Raw genomic sequence first — 23,721 nt, forward strand, 5'->3', positions numbered from 1 at the left:
GTGCGTTGGCCGGGCTCCCCTTTTTGGGGGGTTGGGGTCGGGGCGCCGCCCCGCCCCCCGGGGGGGGGGGGGGCCGTCGCCGTGGCGCTACGGGACGTCACTTGTCGGCGTCGTCCTTCTTGTCGTCGCCCTCTTCGCCCTCGATGACGGGGATGAGGGAGAGCTTGCCGCGGGAGTCGATCTCGGCGATCTCGACCTGGACCTTCTGGCCCACGCCGAGGACGTCCTCGACGTTCTCCACGCGCTTGCCGCCGGCCAGCTTGCGGATCTGCGAGATGTGCAGCAGACCGTCCTTGCCGGGCAGCAGGGAGACGAACGCGCCGAAGGTGGTCGTCTTGACGACCGTACCCAGGTAGCGCTCGCCGACCTCGGGCATGGTCGGGTTGGCGATGCCGTTGATCGTGGCGCGGGCGGCCTCGGCGGCCGGGCCGTCGGCGGCACCGATGTAGATGGTGCCGTCGTCCTCGATCGTGATGTCGGCGCCCGTGTCCTCCTGGATCTGGTTGATCATCTTGCCCTTGGGGCCGATGACCTCACCGATCTTGTCGACGGGGATCTTCACGGTGATGATCCGCGGCGCGTTCGGGGACATCTCGTCCGGCGTGTCGATCGCTTCCATCATCACGTCGAGGATGTGGAGGCGGGCGTCACGGGCCTGCTTGAGGGCGGCGGCCAGGACGGAGGCGGGGATGCCGTCCAGCTTGGTGTCGAGCTGGAGGGCGGTCACGAACTCCTTGGTGCCGGCGACCTTGAAGTCCATGTCGCCGAAGGCGTCCTCCGCACCGAGGATGTCGGTGAGGGCGACGTAGTGCGTCTCGCCGTTGATCTCCTGGGAGATCAGGCCCATGGCGATACCGGCGACGGGGGCCTTGAGCGGCACACCGGCGTTCAGCAGCGACATGGTGGAGGCGCAGACCGAGCCCATGGACGTCGAACCGTTGGAGCCGAGGGCCTCGGACACCTGGCGGATCGCGTAGGGGAACTCCTCGCGCGTCGGCAGCACCGGCACGATGGCGCGCTCGGCGAGGGCGCCGTGGCCGATCTCGCGGCGCTTCGGGGAGCCGACGCGGCCGGTCTCGCCGACGGAGTACGGCGGGAAGTTGTAGTTGTGCATGTAGCGCTTGCGGGTCACCGGGGAGAGGGTGTCCAGCTGCTGCTCCATGCGGAGCATGTTCAGGGTGGTGACGCCCAGGATCTGGGTCTCGCCACGCTCGAACAGGGCGGAGCCGTGCACGCGCGGGATGGCCTCGACCTCGGCGGCCAGGGTGCGGATGTCGGTGACACCGCGGCCGTCGATGCGCTTCTTCTCCTTGATGACGCGCTCGCGGACCAGGGACTTGGTCAGCGCGCGGTACGCGGCGGAGATCTCCTTCTCGCGGCCCTCGAACTCCGGCAGGAGCTTCTCGGCGGCGAGTCCCTTGACGCGGTCCAGCTCGGCCTCGCGGTCCTGCTTGCCCGCGATGGTGAGCGCCTGGCTCAGCTCGGGCTTGACGGCGCCGGTCAGCGCCTCGAGGACGTCGTCCTGGAAGTCCAGGAAGATCGGGAACTCGCCGGTCGGCTTGGCGGCCTTGGCGGCGAGGTCGGCCTGGGCGCGGCACAGCACCTTGATGAAGGGCTTCGCGGCGTCCAGACCGGCGGCGACGACCTCCTCGGTGGGCGCCTCGGCGCCGCCCTCGACCAGCTTGATGGTCTTGTCGGTGGCCTCGGCCTCGACCATCATGATCGCGACGTCGCCGTCCTCCAGGACGCGGCCCGCGACGACCATGTCGAAGACGGCGTCCTCGAGCTCGGTGTGCGTCGGGAAGGCCACCCACTGGCCGCGGATCAGCGCGACGCGGACGCCGCCGATCGGGCCGGAGAAGGGCAGGCCGGCCAGCTGCGTGGACGCGGAGGCGGCGTTGATCGCCACGACGTCGTACAGGTGGTCGGGGTTGAGGGCCATGATCGTCGCGACGACCTGGATCTCGTTGCGCAGGCCCTTCTTGAAGGACGGGCGCAGCGGGCGGTCGATGAGGCGGCAGGTGAGGACGGCGTCCTCGGAGGGCCGGCCCTCACGACGGAAGAAGCTGCCGGGGATCTTGCCGGCGGCGTACATCCGCTCCTCGACGTCCACCGTGAGGGGGAAGAAGTCGAGCTGGTCCTTCGGGTGCTTGGAGGCGCTGGTGGCCGACAGCACCATGGTGTCGTCGTCCAGGTACGCCACGGCGGAACCGGCGGCCTGACGGGCCAGGCGGCCCGTCTCGAAGCGGATGGTGCGGGTGCCGAAAGCGCCGTTGTCGATCACGGCTTCGGCGTAGTGGGTCTCGTTCTCCACTAGTGGTTTCTCCGATGCTTGTCGTCTTTTGTCCCGCCCGCCCGTGTGGCGGAGGGGACGGTGCCGGAGAAGCGTTCCGTGCAGTGCGGGCCGGTCTTCGATCGAAGCACCCGGGGATCTGCCCCCGGGGGCCACTACCGAGGACCGGCGGCGGCGGTGCGGTCCGCTTCTCCTCGTACGTCTTGTTCTTCTGTTACCACACTACAAAGGGGCGGCGACAGCGCGCACGTACAGCAAAGGGAGCGGCCCCCTTCAGGATGGGAACCGCTCCCTTCACGGCGTGCTAGCGGGCGCCCGCCGCACCGCGGCGGATGCCGAGGCGCTCGACCAGCGCACGGAAGCGCTGGATGTCCTTCTTGGCGAGGTACTGCAGCAGCCGGCGGCGCTGGCCGACCAGGATGAGCAGACCACGACGGGAGTGGTGGTCGTGCTTGTGGGTCTTGAGGTGCTCGGTCAGGTCGGAGATCCGACGGGACAGCAGAGCGACCTGGACCTCGGGGGAGCCGGTGTCGCCCTCCTTGGTACCGAACTCGGTGATGATCTGCTTCTTCACTGCGGCGTCGAGCGACACGCGTACTCCTCTGGGTCTGTGACTGGCCACCGAGTGCCCCCGGTCTACGTCTCGGGGGATCTTCCGTAACTCGGAAGGCGGGGATCCGCTGGGCGCGACCTCCAGGGCTCGGGGGCTCCGGGGGCGCGTACACAAACGGCCGTCACACAGGGTACCAGCCGGGAGGCGCCGAGTTTGCCGGGGCCTGGGGCGGGCGGTCCGTACGCCCACTGCCGAACCCCGCGCGCGTCGCAGCTCTCGGTAGGTGGGGCCGGCCCAGTCGCCGCAGGACAGGAGAGAAAGTCCGCACAGGCCGACGGTTCGGTGTCCGTTGTCCGCCCACAGCCGCTTTCCGCCGGTCGGCTCGTACGCCGCCGAGCCGGAAGCCCTTGATCTCGTTGCCGAAACCCTTGGCGAAAACCTTGTGTGCCGCCCAGGAGCCCATTGCCGAGATCCCGTCCGACAGGGCCGCCACCGGTCCCTCCTGGGCCGAACACCCACAGCGCGTCAGCCGGGGCCACGAGCACGACGGCTGCGGCCGCACCGGCGGACGCCTTTCGGCTGAAGCGGGTTCTCAAGGAGTCGAGAGGTCAATGAGCGGCCGCCGCCGTCACCCCCTGCCTGGTGAGAGCGTGCGTGAACCGCAGATCGGGGAGGGGAGCAGCAAGTAGGGTGGCCGGACAGTTCGTTGGCACAGCAGGAAGGACCGGACCCGCGATGGCCGATGCCGAGGACAAGGAACTCCGAGCACGCAAGGACCGGGAGCGGGACGAGCTCTACGCCCTCGACATCTCGGGCGTCGAATGGCACAGCGCGCCCGGCACCGAGGCGCATGAGGAACGGGTCGAGATCGCCTACCTGCCGGAGGGTGCCGTCGCCATGCGGTCGTCGCTCGACCACGACACCGTGCTGCGGTACACGGAAGCGGAGTGGCGGGCGTTCGTGCTCGGTGCGCGGGACGGGGAGTTCGACCTGGAGCCGGCGCCCGGGAAGAGCGACGCCGACGCCGAGTGACGCTCCGGGTGGGGGCGGCGCCGAGTGACGCCCGGAACGGGCCGCGCGCGATGCCGCCCACCCGCCGTTCCGCGTCGCGGGAGAGCGCGGCGCGTACCCGGCCGCTCGGCGCCCGGCCGCCCGGCGCCGCGTGGGCGCCGTCCGCGTGAGCGCCGTCCGCGTGGGCGCCGTCCGCGTGGGCGCCGTTCTCAGTCGCTCGTCATCGACCGTGCCGAGGCGTAGACATCGAAGACCGCCAGAGCCAGAGGGATCAGCGTCAGCAGGACGAAGACCTCGGCGATCTCCATGAAGCGGCCCCAGAACGGCGTCACACCGCGCCGGGGAGTGATCAGGCCGATCGCGGTGACCAGAGCCACGACCACGCCCACCGCCGCGACCAGCCACACACTGCGGATGTCGAGGGCTCCCGTGTCACCCTGGAGCGCGTCGCGCCAGTACTCCACGGGCGGGCTCATCGCCAGCCCCAGGCCGAGGGCGATCAGGCAGGCGAGCCCGGCGGCCAGCGTGGCGGCGACCTGGGTGGTGTAGCGGAACAGCTGCGCCCGCATCACCATCGCGATGCCGGTGGCGAGCGTCAGCAGCTGCGCCCACACGTTGCCCGTGAAGCCGAGGACGAGCGAGGCGCCCACGGAGACCAGCGCGCAACCGCCGACCAGCCCCGCGAGGAGTTCGTGGCCGCGACGGGCCTGGGCCGCGACCCGCTCGGCGTCCACGGGCTCGGGCGCGGCGGCCTCGTCCGACGCGTAGGAGCCGCGCGGCTGGTTGGGCGGCTCGAAGCCGATCGGCAGCCGCGCGAAGCGCACGGACAGGCCCGGCAGGAACGCCAGCGCGCACACCGAGAGGACCGCGCAGACCGCGGCCGTCTCCATGGGCTCCAGGTGCGTCAGCATCCCCACGAACGTCGCGAGCAGGCCGATCGCGGAGGAGAAGACGAAGGCGACGAAGGCGCTGTCGCCGCTCGGTGACACCAGGGTGAGCACGACGGAGGCGACCAGGACCGCCGCGCAGGCGAGGAGGAACTGGAGCCGCCCGATGCCCTGCCCGTCGCTGAGCGGGACCAGTCCGGAGCCCGCCACGGCCACGTTCGCGAGTCCGCCCAGGCCGAGGGCGAGCGCGGAGCCCCGGTCCTTGTAGACGCGCGCCCGCACACAGGCGAAGGTGACGAGCAGGAGGCCGGCCACCGCGGCGAGGATGCCCTGCAGGCTGTGCATGTCGTGACGGATCTGGGAACTCCAGGCCACGAACGCCAGCAGGACGGGGAGGACCCCCGCCCCCACCAGGCAGGCCACCCGGGTGAGCGCACCGTCCCACAGCGTGCGGTCGTGGACGACGGAGGAGGCGACCGCCTCCGACACGTCGTCGAAGACGGCCGGGGGCAGCGAGTCGGCGAACGGACGCAGCGTGAGCAGCTCGCCGTCCAGGATGCGCTGTGCCGCGAAGGAGCGGGCGCTGTCGAGGACGGTCCCGTCACGGCGTACGAGGTGGTAGCCGACGGGCGCGCCCTCGGCGGGGCTCTGCTGGGAGAAGCGCAGGATCTCCGGGTACAGGTCGGCGACCGGCACGTCGTCGGGCAGGGCCACGTCGATGCGGCTGTCGGGCGCCACGATCGTGACCCGGCAGAAGCCGAGCCCCGAACCCGCTGCGGCCGGGCTTCCGGCACCCGTACGCGCTCCGCCTGTCGCGCCGGTCGGCGCGGAGGCCGTCATGCTCACCCGTCGTCCCCCTCGTGAGTGATGGCGGCAAGGTGCGGCACGGCGCACCCCGCCTCTCGGTAACGATCCTGCTCGGTTGTTCCGCGGCGCCCCCGCAGCGCTGTGCGGGGAACTGCCCGTGTCCAGCGTCGCACCGCTCGCGGGATCTCACTTCACTCCCGGGCGGGTTCGCAACTGCTCACGCGTCTCATGGGCACCCTACCGCCCACTGTTGTCCGTGTGTGTCAGTAGGATCGCTCTTCGCGATCGACGTGCACCGGTAGACGGACGGTGGACGGAACGGTTCGGGCCGGCAAGGGAATTGGTGCGAAGTGAGCCACATCGTCGTCAAGCGCCCACCTCGGGCGCTGCCGAAGAACGTGCCCACGGAGGAGGTCCACCTGCAGTCACCGCCGGAACTCCCGCGCGGGCAGCAGGAGGGCGCGTGGATGCAACTCCTGCCCATGCTCGGCATGGGCGGGTCGGTGGTGTTCTTCTTCAACCCCTCGGCGCAGCCCATCATGAAGATCATGGGCATGGTGATGATCGCGTCCACGGTCGCCATGGGCGTCGCGATGCTGGTGCGCTACCGCCGCGGCAACCAGGGTCAGATGGCCGACATCCGCAGGGACTACCTCCGCTACCTGTCGCAGACCAGGCGCACCGCGCACGTGACGGCGCAGGCCCAGCGCGACGCGCAGTACTACCTGCATCCGTCGCCGGACCAGCTGTGGGCGCTGGTCGCCGAGGGCAGCCGGCTGTGGGAGCGGCGCACGGGCGACGAGGACTTCGCCCAGGTGCGCGTGGGCCTCGGCCCGCAGTCCCTGGCCACTCCCCTGGTGCCGCCCGAGACCGCTCCGGTGGACGAGCTGGAACCGCTGACCGCGGGCGCCATGCACCGCTTCCTCGCCACGCACGGCACCGTCGAGCACCTTCCGATGGCGGTCTCCCTGCGGGCGTTCTACCACCTGACGATCAGCGGCGACCCGGTCACCGCGCGCGGCACCGCCCGGGCCGTCACCGCCTCGCTCGCCGCGCTGCACTCCCCCGAGGACCTGGTGATCGCCGTCGCCACCGGGCGGGACGCGGCGACGGAATGGGAGTGGGCGAAGTGGCTCCCGCACGCCCAGTCGGGGGGCGCCGCGGACGGCGCGGGCTCCCGGCGTCTGATGACCGCCGATCCCACCGCGCTCGAAGAGTTGCTCGGCACCCGTCTCGAAGGCCGCCCCCGGTTCCATCCGCAGGGCCGCCCGGTGCCCGACCAGCCGCACCTGGTCATCGTGCTCGACGGGGTCTCCCTGCCGCCGACGTCGCTACTGGCGAGCCCCGAGGGCCTGCAGGGCGTGACGGTCCTGGAACTGGTCCCCGGCACCCTCACCACCGGACGCGGCGACCTCTCGGTCGTCGTCCAGCCGAACGAGCTGCGCCTGGAGGCCGTGCACGGAGCGGTCTACGAGGGCACCCCCGACATCCTGTCCCCGGAAGGCGCGGAGGCGCTGGCGAGGCAGCTCGCCCCGTTGCGCGCGGGAGCAGGCGGGGACGACGACGAGCCGCTGCTCGCCAACCTGGAGTTCACCGACCTCCTCAACCTCGGCGACGCCGCCTCCGTCGATCCGCGCCGGACCTGGCGGCCCCGCTCCCAGTCCGAACGGCTCAGGGTGCCGATCGGCGTCGGCGAGGACGGCCGGCCCGTCATGCTCGACCTCAAGGAGGCCGCGCAGGAGGGCATGGGCCCGCACGGCCTGTGCGTGGGCGCGACCGGTTCCGGCAAGTCGGAGCTGCTGCGCACCCTGGTCCTCGGCCTGGCCGTGACTCATTCCTCCGAGAGCCTCAACTTCGTCCTCGCCGACTTCAAGGGCGGTGCGACGTTCGCCGGCATGGCGCAACTGCCGCACGTCGCCGCCGTGATCACCAACCTCGCCGACGACCTGACTCTCGTCGACCGCATGGGTGACTCGATCCGCGGCGAGCTGAACCGCCGCCAGGAGATGCTCCGGGACGCGGGCAACTACGCCAACATCCACGACTACGAGAAGGCCCGCGCGGCCGGCGCCGCACTCCAGCCGATTCCCTCCCTCGTCCTCGTCATCGACGAGTTCAGCGAACTCCTCACGGCGAAGCCCGACTTCATCGAGATGTTCGTCCAGATCGGCCGCATCGGCCGGTCACTGGGCGTCCACCTGCTGCTGGCCTCGCAGCGTCTGGAGGAGGGCCGCCTGCGCGGCCTGGAGACCTACCTGTCCTACCGCATCGGTCTGCGCACCTTCTCGGCGGCCGAGTCCCGCTCGGCGCTCGGCGTCCCCGACGCCTACGAACTGCCGAACGTCCCCGGCTCCGGCTTCCTGAAGTTCGGCACCGACGAGATGGTGCGCTTCAAGGCGGCGTACGTCTCGGGCGTGTACCGCACGGGTGCCCAGCAGGCGGCGGCCCCCGGCGGCCCCCGACCGGTCGACCGGCGGCCGGTGCTGTTCACCGCCGCCGAGGTCCCGGTGCGGTACCTGGTGGTGCCGCCGCAGCGCGAGGAGACCCCGGACGAGACGGATGACGCCCTCGCCGACACCGTGCTCGATGTCGTGGTCCGGCGCCTGGAGGCGCAGGGCCCGGCGGCCCACCAGGTGTGGCTGCCGCCGCTGGACAGCCCGCCGTCCCTCGACACCCTGCTGCCCGGCCTCGCCCAGGTGGCGGGGCGCGGCCTGACCCAGCCCGGCTACGAGGGCGCGGGGCAGCTCGTAGTCCCCGTCGGCATCGTCGACAAGCCGTACGAGCAGCGCCGGGACCCGCTGTGGGTGAATTTCGGCGGCGCCGCCGGCCACATGCAGATCCTGGGCGGGCCGCAGTCCGGCAAGTCGACGCTGCTGCGCTCGATCGTCGCGTCCTTCGCGCTCACCCACACCCCGCACGAAGTGCAGTTCTACGGACTGGACTTCGGTGGCGGCGGTCTGTCGGCGGTGGCCGGCCTGCCCCACGTCGGCGGCGTGGCCTCGCGCCTGGACCCCGAGAAGGTGCGGCGTACGACGGCCGAGGTCTACGGCGTGCTGACCCGCCGCGAGGAGTACTTCCGCAACTCCGGCATCTCGTCGATCGCGGAGTTCCGCTCGCGCCGCGCGCGTGGCGACATCTCGGTGACCGACCAGCCGTGGGGCGACGTCTTCCTGGTCATCGACGGCTGGGGCAACTTCCGCACGGACTATGAGGCCCTGGAGTCGGTGGTCCTGGACATCGCGGCACGCGGCCTCGGCTACGGCATCCACGTGATCCTCACCGCGTCGCGCTCCATGGAGGTCCGCAGCAACCTCAAGGACCACCTGATGAACCGCCTCGAACTGCGCCTCGGTGACACGATGGACTCGGAGTTCGACCGCAAGGTCGCGGCGAACGTGCCGACGGGCGTCCCCGGGCGCGGCCAGACGCCGCAGAAGCAGCACTTCATGGCGGCGGTCCCGCGCATCGACGGACTGTCCTCCGACACGGACCTCGCCGAGGCGACCCAGGCGCTCGGGGCGGAGGTCGCCCGGCACTGGCAGCAGCCGGGTGCGCCCGCGGTGCGGTTGCTGCCGCGCGAGTTCTCGGCGCACCAGCTCCCCCCGGGGGACCGCTTCCCCAGGCGCGGGGTGTCCTTCGCACTCGACGAGGACAGCCTGGAGCCGGTGTTCGTGGACTTCGAGCAGGACCCGTTCTTCCTCGTCTTCGGCGAGAGCGAATCCGGCAAGTCCAACCTGCTGAAGCTCCTCATCCGGCGGCTCGCCGAGCGCTACGACAGCGACGCCTGCAAGCTGTTCGTCGTCGACAACCGCCGCTCCCTGCTGGGCGTCACCCCGCCGTCGCACCTGGCCGAGTACGTGCCCATGTCGAACCAGATGCAGCACCACATGGACGCGCTGGCCGAGCTGATGCAGCGCCGCACGCCGACCGCCGACGTCACGCCGGAGCAGCTGCGCGACCGCAGTTGGTGGCAGGGCCCGCAGGTGTACGTCGTCATCGACGACTTCGACCTGGTCGCCACGTCGAGCGGCAACCCGCTGGCGGGCCTGACCGAACTCCTGCCCTTCGCCCGGGACGTCGGCGTGCGCTTCATCATCGCCCGCTCGACCGCGGGCGCCGGCCGCGCCAGTTACGAGTCCTTCATGCAGCGCCTCAAGGAACTCGGCGCCCAGGGCGTCGTCCTCAGCGGCGACCCGTCCGAGGGCGACCTGCTGGGCGGCGTCCGGCCGCGCACGATGCCGCCGGGGCGGGGCGTGTTCGTGTCACGGCGGCGGGGAAGGCCGTTGGTCCAGGTGGGACTGGCGGAGGACACTGGCGGGCACTGAGGGTCTTTCGACGGCCTCGGCCGTCGGCCGACGGCCGGTCACCCGCGCGTGAGCGGAGGGCCGGCGGAGCGCGCAGTGGTATCTGAGGCCCCGGAGTTTCCGCTGCCACCGTCGAGCGGCGGCCGAGTGAACTGCCTCCGGAGACACCAAAGAGGGTGGGCGTCTCCCGCGCACGCCCACCCTCATTCATTCCCGCAGCGAGACCGCGCCCCGCTTCGGCTGCTGCTCCGGCCTCGACTACTGCAGGTACCTGGACGCCGCCAGGTCACCCTCCATGTACGAACCGCCGGACGAACCGACGACGTGTCCGATGCCCATGAGAGCCTGGTGGATGTCGGTGGTCTCGTTCCTCCAGAGACGCAGCTTCTCGTCGTAGGCGGCCTGGGCCTTGCCCGCCCAGTACTGCTTGCTGGCCTCCACCATCTTGGTGAGCTGCTGAATGTCCTCGTCCAGCAGCTTCGCCTCGTTGGCGATGTTCGTCGCCGCGACGTCGAGTCCGTCGTACGTTACCTGCAGGCCCTCGCCGTTACGACCGCTCATTTCTGCCTCCCTGTTTTCCTGCCGGACGTGCGCCGGCTGTGGCTGACCCATGCGCCGTGAGCCCCGTCGGATCGGCTCTCCGGCGCCTGCTGACCGCTCCGCTCAGAGCGCGCTGAGGGGCGACGTCTTGGCACCGTCGCGGACGTCGATCTTGTTCACGGCAGCACGGACTTCGTCTTCCTTGCTGTCCTTGATGTTCCGCGTCGTGGTCATCGCGTCCACGACGTCCGCGAGGATGCGGCCCATGTTCTGCAGCGACGTGTTGATCTCGTACTGCTTCTTGTCGAAGGCGGCACGGCCGATGCCCTGCCACTGACCCTCAAGGCTGTCGATCACACCCTGCAGGTTGTGCACCCGCTTGCGGATGCTCTCGAACTTCTCGTACATGTCCTTCTGCAGCTTGACTACCGCTGCGTCTTCGAGCTTCTGGTCGACGGCCATGATCCGCCCTGCCCTCCCTGTTCCTTCTCTCGATACGACACCGACGGCGCCGGTGTCAGTGCGCGCGCCTCGTCCGCAGTACGGCGAAGGCACCGCCGCCGATGACGACCACGGCTGCGGCGGCGCCGAGCACGATCCACAGCGTGCTGCTGTCACCGGAGGAGTCGGCCGCCACGGCCTTCGCATCGTCCGAGCCTGCGGCCGCCTGCTTGTCCTTGGAAGACCCTGCGGCACCTTGTGACGGGGCTGTTGCGCCCGCGGACGGCTTCGCGGAGGCGGACGCCGGCGGAATCTCCGTGACCAGCTTCTCCCCCTCCTGCGTGTTCTCCTTCCGCAGCGGGTCGGAGTACGGCTCCCCGGCGTCGTAGTTCGGGTCCGCCAGCACCGACCGGGGGCGGATGGTCCCGTAACCGGCGGTCGAGGTCGGCTCGTCCTTGGGCCACTTGCGACCGGCCGTGTCGATCAGCGCCCGGGTGACCTGGTTCGCCGTCCAGTCCGGGTGCGCGGACCAGATGAGGGCGGCTGCGGCGGAGGTGATGGCAGTGCTCAGACTGGTACCTACGAGGTTGTGGCAGTACTTCCTGAAGTTCCGGTCACAGTACCCAGGTAGGTTCTCGCCAGGCGCCACCAAGTCGACATAGTTACCCGACTGGCCAAAATCCGAGATGTGGCTCCTTTTGTCGATCGATGAGACACCGATGACGTACGGGTAAGCCGCCGGGTACTCAATGTAGCCAGCGTCGCGGCCCTCATTCCCGACACTCGCGATAAGGATCTTTCCCTTGGAAGCGGCATACTCCACTGCCGCTTCGAATTCAGGCTCATAAGCGGGGGAGCCAATGGACATACTGATGATGCGTACATCGCTGTCCGCAACTGCCTTGATGGCTTCCTCTGGGGTGGGCGCCAGCTTCTCGTCCTTGGCACTCAGCATGCCCGCCAGGGGGACTCGGAACGGGACAATCTTCGCGCCTGGTGCCAGCCCTTGGATCCCCCCATCCTCCCCAGTGCCAGCGATCAACTCCGCCATGGTCGTCCCATGTCCCTGATAGTCGTCCGTTGCACCGTACGCGACTTGCTTCGGCACCTCGTCAGCCAGAACCTGCCCCTTGAGGGAAGGCGTGTCGGGGTTAACTCCGGTGTCGATTACTGCGACCTTGATGCCCTCCCCCGTACTGGTCTTCCACATCTTCTCGGCCTGCATCGGCCCCAGGTACCACTGCTCCGACTGCACGTCGGCCGCGGTGGCACCAGGGGCGAAGCTCACGCCAACGGCAACCAGGGCGCTCGCGACGGCGCCCCCTACGCGTACTCGCAGCCCTCGGCGTGTTGCTGACTTCATGATGGGGTGAGTCCTCGCTCGCGCTCAGTTGACAACCGGCGGCACATCGCGCCGCGGGTTCGTGGGCAGGTGTGTCTCTTCGTCCTCGACCAGGTAGTCGGGTCGCTCCGCGCCTTCCTCCCGACGTTCGTCTCGTCGGCGCCCACGTCCGCCGGGACCGCGCACGAGCCCTGCACCACCACGGGTCATACCGTTCCGTTCGGCACGGGCGGCAGACCTCGACCCCGTGGGCGCACCGGTGATACCGGGCTTCGCCGTGGAGCGGCCCTTGCCCGACTGAGACCCGGCGTCGGCTCCTACGACCGTGCCACGGGGAAGCTTCGGCCCACTTCGTCCGGTTACGCCTGTGATACTCGCCGGCCGACCGCCGACCACACCACCGGTCCGGCCGGCTCCGGTGACCGGGCCGCCCGCCGGTCTCGGCGCCATCGTGGGGTTGGGACGCGGTGTACCACCGCTCACCCCGGGCCCCATGGGGGACGACTTGGCTCCCGACGTAAGCCCCTTAGCCACGGGCTGCTGACCGGCAGGCGTCGGACGTCCCGCCTGATTGAACGGACCCTGGTTGCCCGGACTCCCCTGGCTCGGTCCCCCACCCGGACTGGGAGGAGTCACACGCCCCTGGGCGGAGAAGGGCGCCCTGGTACGGCCAGACCCACCATCCGCCCCGCCGGGGCGGCCAGGGGGCACCGGAGGGCCGAAACTCGGACCGAACGGGCCAGTCGGCCCACCACCGTCACCCGGAGGCAGCGTGGTCGGCAACGTGGGACCAGAAACGGGAGCTGTGGGAAGTGTGGGCGTGCCAACACTGTCAATGGTCGTCGCGATGGGCACGTCGGTGTAAACGGTCTGCCGTGTGATGCCACCAGGCGAGACACCGGAGCCGCCTGCTGCCTGCGGTTGGGTCCGGTCCTCAATCGCCACGCTTGAAGAGCCGTACGGGATGTGCTCAGTCCCTCTTTCCTGAGCACCACCAGACCAGTCATCAGACCTCCCGGCTCGGAAAGTGGTCTCAGGCTTCGGAACTCCCACATCTGGCATAGCCGTGAACGTCGGCGGCTCCAGCCCTGCCAGCATCTCCTCCGACACCGCGTAGTAGGACGACAACCTGTTCATCTGGTTGATCGCCTCTTGGCGGTTCTTCTCGACCCGAACCGCTTCCGCGTACTCGCTGTTGCTCTCGACCTGCATAGGTGTCGGGAGCTGCTCGGGCCGCAGCGCCTTGCTCGTCGGCCTCATATCACGTTCCGGCATGGCTGTGCGCACATTCGCCAGTCCCACGGCGGCAGCGCTGATCTGGTCTCCCGCCCCGCCGGCGAAAGCACTCAGGCCGTGCGTACTGGTGACGAGAGAACGCCCCCACTTGCGAAAGGCTTCGCCCGCCTCGCCCACCCAGCGAACATTGCCGATGTGACCGTCCAGCTCTTTGGCGGCCTCTTTGATGGCGTCCCGCGCGTCCCACAGCGCCTTGCCCGAGCTCTCCAGGTCCTCCGGATTCGTCTGTTCGACGAGGTCGACCATCTCGTTGAGGTCGTGGTTCTCGAAATTCGTCCGGCCTCGCATGGCAGAACCCAGCGGCGTCGATTCGACAGCCGACTTCAGCAGCCCACCGAAGAGCCCGAACGAAGGCCGTTCCTCCAGGCCGCGCGTCAGGTCCGCAGCGGTGTTCTGCCGAGAGACTCGGTCATAGTCCGCCTCGTGATGCTTGTCGGACATGTCTACAGGCCCCCGCTGACGGTCGATTCGGTGCGCTGCTTACCGCCGCCACTGGCATTCTCGATCTGCTTGATCTGCACCTGGATCTGCGCGAAGCGGCGGCGCTGCTCCTCTTCGAGGTTGTCGAAGCCCACGTGCGCTCCCCTGACCGCGATGCCGATCGCCTCGATCTGAAGGTGCAGTGTCTTCGAGAGGCTGGTCAGCTCTTCGTGGACCCGGTTGTACTGCAGGTACAACGCGTGAGCCTCCGGAAAGGCGGCCGTACTGCCGCTGTTGAGAGAAGAAGGCTTGATCCGTTGTGCACCGATATGCGTCGGGTCGCCCGCCGATCCCTCAAGATTGCTGAGCGCGCCGTCCACCCGCTTCACGAACGTCGACAGCGCCTCGCCAGTGACCTCCAGGTTGGCCGCCCTGGCGGCGGACACCCCTCCCACCATTTCCACCGGAAGCATGCTGCTACCTCCCCCGCGTCCCCGTACATCCATCGCCCGAGCCGGCCTGAACGACTCACGATCACAACTGATCGTAACCTCAAGGCTTCATCACTGTAGTCGCAGGGCAGCTCCTCCCCAACTTCCATTTGTGCCGGTCTCGTTGCGACCACACAATGATTTCGGCGTTCAACCACTACAGCAGCCGGGCCTTGCAGGCGCCCCGCCAAGCCTGCCCCTTGCGTCACGGCTCCACCATGAGTACTCGTACTCATGTCTCTCGGCAGCCCGACAACCGACGTCCGGTGTCCGGCGTCCGGCGAGCGCCAGTACAAGTTGTTCATGACGGGGCTTCCGCTGCACAGCAGAAGCGTTCAGGAGGTCCGCGGCCCTGCTACCGCCCTGTTCGCTCGTCCCAATCCGGCTACGTGGTAGGCATGTTCGATCGCCGCAGTCCGAAGGGGGAGGTACGACGGAGTGGCCTGGGAAGAGTGGGAACAACCCAGGATCCTCTGGGAAGCGTCGGAGACCGACCGCATCGTCGCACGTGCGCTGCGTGTCCTGGTGAAGAACAAGTATGACTTCACCAACACGGGGGCGACTTCGGTGAAGGAAGCCGACCGCGAGCAGGGCGAGGCGGATGCCAAGGAGCAGCGGGACAATCCTGGCTTCACCGAGACGTTCGCAACCGGACTGGGCGCCGAAGGCACCCTCCAGTTCTGGCGTGATCTGGCCGCGCCGCCCGGTGGAGCCGTCGAGGGCGACAAAGGCACGATGCTGGCGGATGTCCAGAACAACCTCAGCATGGCCCCCGCCAATGCTTCCCACGGGGACAGCCCCGCGATGGAGGCTGCACAAGGGCAGGTTCGACGCGGACTTCCTGAACGACTACGGACAGGCCGTGGTGAATACGAGCGCGAGTACTCGGGTGACCCCGGCGTGGCGTGGCGCGACACCACCGACTGGGACTACCCGCCCACCGGCAACGCCAACGACCCGCTGTCCGGCTTCATGGACACTCTCGGCCACAACCCGACGGCATCCCTGGACTTCTTCAACGCCTCGACCGGCCAGGGCGACGACAAGATGAGCAACTTCGACTACCTCGCGGGCCACGAAAGCGGCGCCCGTAAATGGCCGGAGGACGACGACGGAAAGCCGATCGGTTATGACAACCTCGGCCACGCACTGGAGTCCGTAGCCCTGGGTTACGCCTACGACGATCCGAACCCGCAGATCCCGCCGATGAAGACGGAGCAGCAGATCGCGGCCCGTGAGGCCCACCCGGACTTCGTCTCCGACGTCATGGGCAATTACAAGACGCCCGACATCATCGACGCCCAGCCTGGCGTCCGGGACAGTCTCGCCAAGATCGCGGGCGGCAACATGGACAGCCTCAACCACTCCATGGTCGACTGGGGTGGCAGCGGAGAACTCGCAGACCGGGACGGCCTCTTCAATGCCGACGCCCAACATCTCCGTGACCTCGACAGCTCGGACACGACCAATTTCCCACGTGCGCTGGCGTCCGATGAGGACTCCTACGCCACGGTCTCCTCGGCGCAACAGGTTTACGGGGCGAGCCTCATGGCGGAGGCGCTCGAAAAGCAAACCGAGTGGCGCAGGTTCGCCGCTGGCTCCGCGATCGGGGTCGGTGTCGGCGCGTGGCCTCCGGAGTGGTCATCCCCGCCGGGGTGGCGGCAGCCGTGGCGGTACCCCTCAGCTTCGAGACGCTGGGCGCAGCCGGCGAGACGGTCATGGAAACCCACACCATTGACTGCCTCCAGGAGAACGAGTACAAGAACGACCAGGAATCGATCGATTCGATTCAGGATGCAAAGAATCAGGGGCAGCGCAACGCCCTACACCGACAACAGTCGAGGTTAATGACGTTGAACAGTAAAAGGATCATTGCTGCCTCGACACTGGCCGGTCTACTGATCGCCGCCACGGCGTGTGATTCCGAGAAGAAGGACAGCGGTTCACCGAGCACCTGCGAGAGACTGCTCGGGCAATCTGGTGTTGAACGGCTTAAGCGCAATCAGGGGCAGGAAGCGGACTCCTCCAAATCGACTGACCTGAAGGACGCCAAAGAAAGTTTCTACCAGGATGCCAGAGAATGGGATCCTGGAAACGACAAGACCCCCACATTCCTCAGTACAGAAGTGTGCAGGTTTTCGACGCACGGAAAGAACACCGAACAGGGGACTCTGTCGCTCAGCTACGGCGCCTCCATGCTCCCCTTCGACTACCCGTTCAACAAAGAAGAAGACATCTACTCGTCTGTTTCCGTAGTATCCGTGAACTCTGATGTGAAGCTGGTGACCCGGGACGACGACGGAACGTTGCAATACTCCGTCTACGTCAAGTGCCAGGTGGCCGACGCATCGCCGAGTCAGGAGCAGGGCGTACCCATCGAGGGAACCATGCGCGACACGCTCACCGGCAACATCGATACCCACACACATCTCACCTACCTGCTGCATTCGGCACAGACAGTCGTCAAGGACTTCACGTGCAAGAACGAACCCTCTGTTCCCACGCAACTGCCTTCGAACTGAACGACTCCCCGGCCGCCTTCGCGAAGTCCGGAGGCCGCCAACCCCGCGGCCTCGCCCGACATACCACCCCCGCGGCCGAATCCGTGCCTCACAACGTGCCAAGCCAAACGACTGCCCCACCTACGGGACTGGGAGGTCTCAACAATCGCCTGTCCGGCTCGACACGGCGAACGTGTACTTCGGGAGCTGCACAGCCGCCGCGTCCCCGGACAGTCCGGGTGCCACGGTCTCGATGTACCCGTCGCGCGTACGCTTGACGTCCATGCAGAAGGCCGTGTCCGCCCCGTTGGCTGTGATGCGGTATTGAGCCTCGTCGGGCACTGCCGGGCCGACCGATGCGGCGTCCACCCCCAGTTGCGGAGCGTCCCCGCCACCGTGCTCGACGACCTCTTGCTCGACCTTCCTGGCGTATTCGCCGTCGAAGTCGGCCGGGGCGTCTCCATCCAGTGGACCGCCGTGGGTGACGCTGCCGTCCAACGCCTGAGTCGCGCCCTCGACCGCGCTCATCAACTCGTCGCCGCTCCACTCCCCGTTGTCCTGTACAGCCAGCCCCTGGAAGCCTACGACGACACAAATGACGGCCATGACGATCAGGATCGCTCGGCCGACCACGAAAGCGCCGTCCGGGAGGTCCGGAGCAGAGGGGTTCAGCGACTCGCGCCAGGAACGGACGCGGTCAGCTTTGATGACGGCCATGAGGACCAGCAAGGCAGCGAGCACGAACAGGAAGATCGTTAGCCCCGTCAGATCTGACACGCGCTCGCCGCCATTCTCCAAGGTCGTCGCGGTGCGCAGAGCTGCATCTTCGTCAAGGTCCCCCTCCGAACCGACGACAAAGTCTGGTATGTCCGTGGCCATCTTTGGGGGCTACGTCGCCTGCCCAGCCGTTGCTAGGTTAGGGCAGACGCCATTCACCGCACGACGTCGGGCGGGAGCGCCACGGCGTCGATGGTTCTGTACACGGGGAAGGTAGCCGTCCATGGCATGGGACGAGTGGGAACAGCTGAAGGCCGACGCGCTGGAGCGGCAGCAGGGTGGCTCCGCGCACATGCAGTTGAACCAAGTGGATGGCGGTGGCCCTCTCCGAGCACCGAGCCGGTACGGAGACCTGAAGGTCCAGAACGATGCCCTGACCAAGGTCAGCAAGGATGCTCACACCTTGTACAACCAGTTGTGGGACAAGGCACGCGTCCACATCGCCAGCAGCGACAGTGCGGCAGGAGATCTGTCGAAGCAGGGCTTCGCGTTGGGCGCCGGACTCAAGCACGTGTCGACGCGCTGGGACGAGCAGCTGAAGTCCCTCATGGACGCTTGCGCCCAGATCTCCAACCACATGCAGGTCACCAAGAAGACCCATGACGGCGACGAGGGCTACATCCTGAGACAGATGAGCAGCATCGCGACACTGGACGCCGGTTTCGACGAACGAGTCGGGCCACCTGGGAAGCACAACGACATCTACGGCGACCAGAGCAAGGAGAAGAAGGACTGACGAGTCACGCCCGCCGCTGTTGCACGCGGGCGTCCCCGGTTGTCCCTCGTCTCCAACTCGTGAGGAAAAATAGCTCGGTGGAACTCAAAGCACTGCGCGATGCCAACTTCAAGCTGATCGACGATGCACTGTCGGACTGGTCGACACTCGTCGGCAGTCTTGCGGAGATGAAGAAGGACGCCGAGGACAATCTGCACCAGGGCGCCAACAAAGCCGACTGGGCCGGCGTGAACGCCAAGGTGTCCAAGGAGTTCATCGGGAAAACGGCGGGTGAGTTCGCCGATGCCCACACCCAGGCGAAGTCCATCTACAGGATCCTCAACGACACGGTGGGGGAGCTGAAGGACTACCATCAGCAGCTCCTCGATGCCATAGAAGGCGGCCGTAAGAAGAACCTCACGGTCATCGACTACGAGGGCGGCTTCACTGTCACCACGAACGCGCCGCCTGAGGCCCGCAGCAAGATGGACCAGGACAACAAGGGAGACATCACCGCGCTGCGGGACCAGATCCAGGGCATCCTCAACAAGGCCACCGAGAGCGACGAGTCGGCCAAGACTGTTCTCCAGGCCATCGCCGACCAGAGTTCGCTGGGCTTCTCCGACGCCGACTACAAGGACCGGGACTCCGCCGCGGAGGCTGTGAAGCAAGCTGAAGAGCTGGCGGCACTGGCGAAGAAGAACCCCGACGATCTCAGCGTCAAGGACTTCGACAGGCTCACCGCGGGACTGAAGAAGTACGCCGGCGACGAACTGTTCGCCGAGCGGTTCGCCACCGCTCTCGGCCCCAAGGGGACGCTGGAGTTCTGGACCGGGATCAGCGATCCTCAGCGGGGGAACTGGGACTTGGGGCGTGAGCGCCTCGATAAGTTCGACGACTTGCAGCGGAGTCTTGGCATGACGCTGGCCACCGCCACGCAGAGCGATTCGACGGCGATGGGCACCTGGAAACACACGATGATCGACATCGGTGACAAGCCGCTGTACGGCGAGCGTGGTGGTGGCCCGATGGGCTTCCAGGTCATGAGCAACCTGATGCGCACCGGTGACTACGACGACGGGTTCCTCAGGGACTACGGGACCAAGCTCATGGAGACCGAGCGAAAGTTCACGGGGAACGGGGAACATCGCAACCCCATGTGGGGCGTGAGTGGCGCCAGTTCGTGGCTCAACCGCATCGGGGAGGACAGTGGTACCGACCCGCTGACCGGATACCTGAAGGGACTGTCCAACAGCCCTGACGCTGCAACGGACTTCTTCAACCAGCAGTACGTTTCCAAGGACGACCCGGACAACCCCTTCGAGCGCGACACCGACGACGACGGAAAGAAGGGCAAGGTCTCCTTGTCCAACTTCCAGTACCTGTTCGAAGAGCGGGACTGGCCGGAGGAGTCGAACCTCAAGGGCGACGACCTGCATACCGGGCAGAACAACCTGGCACTGGCACTGGAGGCGGCAACCACGGGCCACCCGGCGGGCGAGATGCCGACTGCGGATACGCCGGCACACAACGATGGACAGGCCAGGCTCATGCAGAATGTTGTCTCTTCCATCGCTGACGACCCGTCCCGACTCACTAAGAACAGTTACATGTCCGACAGCATGGGACAGATCGCTGCCGAATACATGCCAGACATTCACCGCGCTTTGCACCCGGGTACGGAAGGCGAGGCCAAACTCTTCCCCGTCGCAGGTACCGCAGCCCAACTCAGCGAGACCGACACCACGCGCTTTCTGTATTCCGTGGGCCGGAATCCGGAGGGCTACACGGCTGTCAACCTCGGTCAGCACAGCTACACCACGAGTCTGATGCAATACCACTTCCAGCATCCCGAAATGTACCTAAATGATCCGAACTTCTCACAGGACGAAAACCTCAAGAAGACTATCGAGGACGTCGCCCGCGTAGGCGGTGAGATCGAAGGCACCATCGGGGCTGGTCGAGCATATGAGGGTGAGATCGAAGGCGGCAAAAAAGACGCCGACTACAACGCCGTCATCGAGAAGATCGGAACCTGGGGAGGTACCGCAGTCGGAATCGGTGTCGGCCTCGGTACGGCGCCGCTAGTCGGGCCGGGAGGGATTGTTGCCGGCGGGGTGGCTGGAACCGCGGCGAACGAGATCATCGGAGCGATTACCGAAGGCGCCATGAAGGACAGCTCCGGCGAGGTCATCTACCGCAATGGACAGGATCTGGAAGGCACCAAAGAATCGACCTATACGCTCGTGGAGACCGCTGCAAAAAAGGCGGGAGAGAACGCCGGGAACCCCTCTCCGATGATTGTATCCGCGGCCGTGACGGCAGCAGAGCAGGGATTCAATAACGCCGGAAAGAATGTGCATGACGCCCTCGATGGTGAAGGCATTCCGCGACAGCTGGAAAAGGAAGACTGAAATCGTGAAGCTCGGACGGAATGGATACGTAGTCGCGATTGTTGCTATCGCGCTCGTAACTCTGGGCGGCGCCGCCTATCTGTTCAGGATCCCTCCGTTCTCCGAGAAGAAGGGAGAAATCAATGCGAGCGCGGTGTGTCAGTCACTCGGGTCGGCATCCAAAGCCACAACAGTGCTCACTTCCGTGCTTGCAGAAGCATCTTCTTACGCGTTCGACGACGAGGTCCACCTTCGTGGGGACGATGATGACAGTTACCGCTCCCACTGCTTCGTCTCGGGGGACGGTGATCAGCTCATGTCCGTCACATCCGAGATGATGCGCGATGAACCGTTGGAAGACTGGGTGGAGAGCGAGGTAGCTGAATCGGCGGGCCAGCAGCGACTGTCACCCTTCTTGGGAGACGTAAAGAGTGCGGCCTCAGAATCGGTGGCCGCCATCTTCATGCCTTGCGTCTCGCCTGGCAATATCCCCGGCGGCCAATACAACATTAGCGTTGTGGTTCATCTCAAGAATGCAAAGAACGTAAGCTCCACGGACAGGCAGAATTCGTTGATCGAGTTGGCGAAAGGTGCCGCCGCGTACGCGCATGACAAGGGAAAGTGCAATGCACCCTCTGAACTGAGTGCGTGACAGTTCACCGGCGTTTGCAGGGCGAGTAGCGGTTGCCAGGCGAAGGCCCCGCAACCATCTTGAACTGCATAGATGGCCGGTCGCATTGAATTCCGCTCTCTGCACTCCCCTCGACGCTAGTAGAACCACCCTCGCAAGGACGTTTTCGCGCAGGACCTTCGCGAATCGATGCAGATCGGCTACGGGGTCGGGAACGACCGGGAAAACCAGCAGGGCAACCGCCCAGAGACCGGCTGAGGTCGACGGGCAAGGGCACGTAAGGATACGGATAGTGATCAGTCGTGGGCCGGTACGTGGAACTCTCCTCTCTGTGGCTGTCGCCGCCTCGTTGCTCCTCGGAGTTACGGGCTGCGGAGGGGACGAGGACAAGGACGGGGTTCGGGACGACTACGAGGTCGTTGCGGGGACGCAGCTCTGTGGCGGCCATGCCGTCTCCTCCGACGCAGCCAAGGCGCTGAAGGTGATCACGGGCTCATCCCGGTTCGAGGCGTCGGGGGAGGAGTACACGGTCAAGCAAGCAGCAGCAGACCTTGTCAATGCGTACCCCCGCACCACCTTGTTCGAGGACGCCTGCCGTATCTACACGCCCCGCGGCACGCCGGATTTCGAGCTGAGGATCACCTGGGATCTCCACGACCAGGCCCCGACAAGCACCGCGGACCCGGATTTCACCGTGCTGAAGATGGGAGAAGAGACTCTGACGGCGTCTGAAAAGGCGATCATCACGTTTGCATGCAAAAGCAACAAACTGGGCAACTCGCATGACGTCCACATCGCCATCAGTGTGCGACGCGGGGGCATGCCGAAGGACCCCCAAGACAACGTCGAGGCCCTGAAGGACGCCTACGCGACCGTGGCACACTCCTTCTCGCTGGCCATGGCCAAGGAGCTGGGGTGCGAGAAGAACGGTGGGCTTCCCGCGAAGCCCGTGCTGGATCCCGCCTAGCAAACGCTTGGCGACCAGTGCTCTCAGATCCGTGACGGCTCGTCAGTCATGGTTCCTGGCCCGCTCCCCATCCCCCCGCCGTGAGTCCCGTACCGCCACCGCCGCCCCGCCCAGGCCGGTGGCCAGGACCAGGGCGCCGACGGCCAAGTAGGTGCCCAGGCGGGTGTTGCGTTCCTCCGCGGTTTCGCCGAGGTGGAGGGGAGGGACGTCGGGGGCCTTTGCGTGGGTGGCGGGCTGTTCGGCCGAGGGGGATTCCACCGGGTGGGCGGGGTCCACGGCGGTCAGGGCCTTGACCGGGTCGATCACACCCCAACCGACGAGGCGGTCGTGGCCGGGGATGGAGCGTTCGGCCGTCTGCTCGATCTGGGCGACGATCTGCTCGGCCGTCCACTTGGGGTACGCCGACTTGAGCAGCGCCGCCACCGCCGCCACGTAGGGCGCGGAGAAGCTGGTGCCGTTGTCGGAGCAGTGGCCGCCGCCGGGGACGGTGGAGATCATGTCGACGCCGGGGGCGGCCACGCCCACGAACTCGCCTGCCTGGGAGAAGGACGCGCGTTCGTTGTTGCGGTCGGAGGAGGCGACGGCGAGGACACCGTCGTAGGAGGCCGGATATGTTGTTTTGTCCTTGCCTCCCAGGCCGTCGTTGCCCGCCGATGCGACGACCACGACCTCCTTGTCCAGGGCGTAGTCGACGGCCGACTCCAGGGTCGAGGCGGGTTTCACCGCCTTGGCCGTGTCCTGGGAGATGTTGATGACGTCGGCGCCCGCGTCCACGGCGTGCCGGATCGACGTGGCAAGGGTGGCGGCCGTGCCGTTGCCCTCCGCGTCGTTCTGCTTGATCGGGATGATCGTGGCCTCCGGGGCCAGGCCGACGAAACCGGTGCCCTCGGCCGGGCGGGCCGCGATGATGCCGGCCACGCGGGTGCCGTGGCCGACGGTGTCGGTGGTGCCGTGGGCGTTGCCCCGTTCGATCTTCTCGCCCTTGTCGTTCTTCTCGGGGAGGTAGTTCTTGCCCTTGGACGCGTCGACGGCGTCGGTGAGTTGGGGGTTCTTCACGTCGACGCCGGTGTCGATCACCGCGACCTGGACGCCCTTGCCCTTCGACTGGGCCCACAGTTCGTCCAGGTTGACGCGTTGGAGGGCCCATGGCCTGCCCTCGTAGTTCTTGGAGGGGAAGGTGCACTGACCGCCGTCGGCCGCCCGCGCCGCGGGGGCGGCGGGGAGGAGCGTGAGTACGGTCGGTGCGGCCAGCAGGGTGGCGGTGAGCACAGCCCTCGTCAGTGGGCGGACCCGGCCGACACCGCACTCGGGCTTCTGCTTCTGCATCGTTTCGGTCTTCCGGGCGGCCATGG

Annotated in this window: 18 protein-coding genes; 8 read left to right on the top strand and 10 right to left on the bottom strand. The window is 67.2% G+C overall.

Annotated elements, in window-relative coordinates; translation table 11 throughout:
- Positions 1-97 precede the first annotated feature (97 nt).
- Positions 98-2,314, bottom strand: a complete 2,217-nt coding sequence (locus ACFV9J_RS37360; protein ID WP_385362189.1) for a polyribonucleotide nucleotidyltransferase — start codon at positions 2,312-2,314, stop codon at positions 98-100.
- Between the two features lie 283 nt (positions 2,315-2,597).
- Positions 2,598-2,885 carry a 30S ribosomal protein S15 gene (gene rpsO / locus ACFV9J_RS37365; protein ID WP_003973291.1) on the bottom strand — a complete coding sequence of 96 codons (288 nt, stop codon included), beginning with the start codon at positions 2,883-2,885 and terminating at the stop codon, positions 2,598-2,600.
- 696 nt (positions 2,886-3,581) lie between these two features.
- On the opposite strand from rpsO, the gene ACFV9J_RS37370 reads away from it, so the two are divergent.
- A complete protein-coding gene (locus tag ACFV9J_RS37370; RefSeq protein ID WP_385362191.1) occupies positions 3,582-3,878 on the top strand; it encodes a DUF397 domain-containing protein in 297 nt (98 codons plus the stop codon).
- Between the two features lie 188 nt (positions 3,879-4,066).
- Here the strand turns inward: ACFV9J_RS37370 and eccD are convergent, their stop codons facing one another.
- Positions 4,067-5,584 carry a type VII secretion integral membrane protein EccD gene (gene eccD / locus ACFV9J_RS37375; RefSeq protein WP_385362265.1) on the bottom strand — a complete coding sequence of 506 codons (1,518 nt, stop codon included), beginning with the start codon at positions 5,582-5,584 and terminating at the stop codon, positions 4,067-4,069.
- Positions 5,585-5,901: 317 nt separating this feature from the next.
- Between eccD and eccCa the strand changes: the two genes are divergently transcribed.
- Positions 5,902-9,876 carry a type VII secretion protein EccCa gene (gene eccCa / locus ACFV9J_RS37380; RefSeq protein WP_385362193.1) on the top strand — a complete coding sequence of 1,325 codons (3,975 nt, stop codon included), beginning with the start codon at positions 5,902-5,904 and terminating at the stop codon, positions 9,874-9,876.
- A gap of 237 nt (positions 9,877-10,113) precedes the next feature.
- Here eccCa and ACFV9J_RS37385 read toward each other — a convergent pair whose 3' ends face one another.
- The 5 genes from ACFV9J_RS37385 to ACFV9J_RS37405 all read right to left on the bottom strand — a co-directional run bounded on the left by ACFV9J_RS37385 (position 10,114) and on the right by ACFV9J_RS37405 (position 14,367).
- Positions 10,114-10,416: a WXG100 family type VII secretion target gene (locus ACFV9J_RS37385; protein ID WP_385362195.1), complete on the bottom strand. Its 303-nt coding sequence runs from the start codon at positions 10,414-10,416 to the stop codon at positions 10,114-10,116.
- 102 nt (positions 10,417-10,518) lie between these two features.
- On the bottom strand, positions 10,519-10,857 hold the full coding sequence (locus tag ACFV9J_RS37390; protein ID WP_102932725.1) for a WXG100 family type VII secretion target: 339 nt from the start codon (positions 10,855-10,857) through the stop codon (positions 10,519-10,521).
- A 55-nt stretch (positions 10,858-10,912) separates the two neighbouring features.
- Positions 10,913-12,199, bottom strand: coding sequence for a S8 family serine peptidase (locus tag ACFV9J_RS37395; RefSeq protein ID WP_385362197.1), 1,287 nt, complete (start codon positions 12,197-12,199; stop codon positions 10,913-10,915).
- Positions 12,200-12,223: 24 nt separating this feature from the next.
- Positions 12,224-13,915, bottom strand: a complete 1,692-nt coding sequence (locus ACFV9J_RS37400) for a WXG100 family type VII secretion target (protein WP_385362199.1) — start codon at positions 13,913-13,915, stop codon at positions 12,224-12,226.
- Positions 13,916-13,917: 2 nt separating this feature from the next.
- A complete protein-coding gene (locus ACFV9J_RS37405) occupies positions 13,918-14,367 on the bottom strand; it encodes a hypothetical protein (protein WP_385362201.1) in 450 nt (149 codons plus the stop codon).
- Between the two features lie 456 nt (positions 14,368-14,823).
- Between ACFV9J_RS37405 and ACFV9J_RS37410 the strand changes: the two genes are divergently transcribed.
- Positions 14,824-16,233, top strand: coding sequence for a hypothetical protein (locus ACFV9J_RS37410; protein WP_385362203.1), 1,410 nt, complete (start codon positions 14,824-14,826; stop codon positions 16,231-16,233).
- Positions 16,233-16,907 (top strand): hypothetical protein, encoded by a 675-nt coding sequence (locus ACFV9J_RS37415; RefSeq protein ID WP_385362205.1) that lies wholly within the window; start codon positions 16,233-16,235, stop codon positions 16,905-16,907. The genes ACFV9J_RS37410 and ACFV9J_RS37415 overlap by 1 nt, the downstream gene beginning before the upstream one ends.
- A 138-nt stretch (positions 16,908-17,045) precedes the next feature.
- Here ACFV9J_RS37415 and ACFV9J_RS37420 read toward each other — a convergent pair whose 3' ends face one another.
- Entirely contained in the window at positions 17,046-17,765 is a 720-nt protein-coding gene (locus ACFV9J_RS37420; RefSeq protein WP_385362207.1) for a hypothetical protein, read from the bottom strand.
- Between the two features lie 121 nt (positions 17,766-17,886).
- On the opposite strand from ACFV9J_RS37420, the gene ACFV9J_RS37425 reads away from it, so the two are divergent.
- From ACFV9J_RS37425 to ACFV9J_RS37440, 4 genes are all read left to right on the top strand, one after another.
- Positions 17,887-18,399: a hypothetical protein gene (locus ACFV9J_RS37425; RefSeq protein WP_385362209.1), complete on the top strand. Its 513-nt coding sequence runs from the start codon at positions 17,887-17,889 to the stop codon at positions 18,397-18,399.
- A gap of 77 nt (positions 18,400-18,476) precedes the next feature.
- Positions 18,477-20,792: a hypothetical protein gene (locus ACFV9J_RS37430; RefSeq protein ID WP_385362211.1), complete on the top strand. Its 2,316-nt coding sequence runs from the start codon at positions 18,477-18,479 to the stop codon at positions 20,790-20,792.
- Positions 20,740-21,423 (top strand): hypothetical protein, encoded by a 684-nt coding sequence (locus tag ACFV9J_RS37435; protein WP_385362213.1) that lies wholly within the window; start codon positions 20,740-20,742, stop codon positions 21,421-21,423. Before ACFV9J_RS37430 ends, ACFV9J_RS37435 begins: the two co-directional genes overlap by 53 nt.
- A 310-nt stretch (positions 21,424-21,733) precedes the next feature.
- Positions 21,734-22,369, top strand: coding sequence for a hypothetical protein (locus ACFV9J_RS37440; protein WP_385362215.1), 636 nt, complete (start codon positions 21,734-21,736; stop codon positions 22,367-22,369).
- Positions 22,370-22,411: 42 nt separating this feature from the next.
- Here ACFV9J_RS37440 and mycP read toward each other — a convergent pair whose 3' ends face one another.
- Positions 22,412-23,695 (bottom strand): type VII secretion-associated serine protease mycosin, encoded by a 1,284-nt coding sequence (mycP, locus tag ACFV9J_RS37445; RefSeq protein ID WP_385362217.1) that lies wholly within the window; start codon positions 23,693-23,695, stop codon positions 22,412-22,414.
- Between the last annotated feature and the right edge of the window lie 26 nt (positions 23,696-23,721).

Origin of the sequence: Streptomyces sp. NPDC059906 (assembly GCF_042730645.1) — a bacterium.
In the GTDB taxonomy this organism is placed as follows: Bacteria; Actinomycetota; Actinomycetes; order Streptomycetales; family Streptomycetaceae; genus Streptomyces; species Streptomyces rubrogriseus.

Coding starts and splice junctions, on each gene's coding strand:
- mycP (WP_385362217.1), bottom strand. CDS start 23,695: ATGCAGAAGCAGAAGCCCGAGTGCGGTGTCGGCCGGGTCCGCCCACTG.
- ACFV9J_RS37400 (WP_385362199.1), bottom strand. CDS start 13,915: ATGTCCGACAAGCATCACGAGGCGGACTATGACCGAGTCTCTCGGCAG.
- ACFV9J_RS37390 (WP_102932725.1), bottom strand. CDS start 10,857: ATGGCCGTCGACCAGAAGCTCGAAGACGCAGCGGTAGTCAAGCTGCAG.
- ACFV9J_RS37435 (WP_385362213.1), top strand. CDS start 20,740: ATGACGCCCTCGATGGTGAAGGCATTCCGCGACAGCTGGAAAAGGAAG.
- eccD (WP_385362265.1), bottom strand. CDS start 5,584: ATGACGGCCTCCGCGCCGACCGGCGCGACAGGCGGAGCGCGTACGGGT.
- ACFV9J_RS37405 (WP_385362201.1), bottom strand. CDS start 14,367: ATGCTTCCGGTGGAAATGGTGGGAGGGGTGTCCGCCGCCAGGGCGGCC.
- ACFV9J_RS37415 (WP_385362205.1), top strand. CDS start 16,233: ATGACGTTGAACAGTAAAAGGATCATTGCTGCCTCGACACTGGCCGGT.
- ACFV9J_RS37420 (WP_385362207.1), bottom strand. CDS start 17,765: ATGGCCACGGACATACCAGACTTTGTCGTCGGTTCGGAGGGGGACCTT.
- ACFV9J_RS37385 (WP_385362195.1), bottom strand. CDS start 10,416: ATGAGCGGTCGTAACGGCGAGGGCCTGCAGGTAACGTACGACGGACTC.
- ACFV9J_RS37395 (WP_385362197.1), bottom strand. CDS start 12,199: ATGAAGTCAGCAACACGCCGAGGGCTGCGAGTACGCGTAGGGGGCGCC.
- ACFV9J_RS37425 (WP_385362209.1), top strand. CDS start 17,887: ATGGCATGGGACGAGTGGGAACAGCTGAAGGCCGACGCGCTGGAGCGG.
- ACFV9J_RS37370 (WP_385362191.1), top strand. CDS start 3,582: ATGGCCGATGCCGAGGACAAGGAACTCCGAGCACGCAAGGACCGGGAG.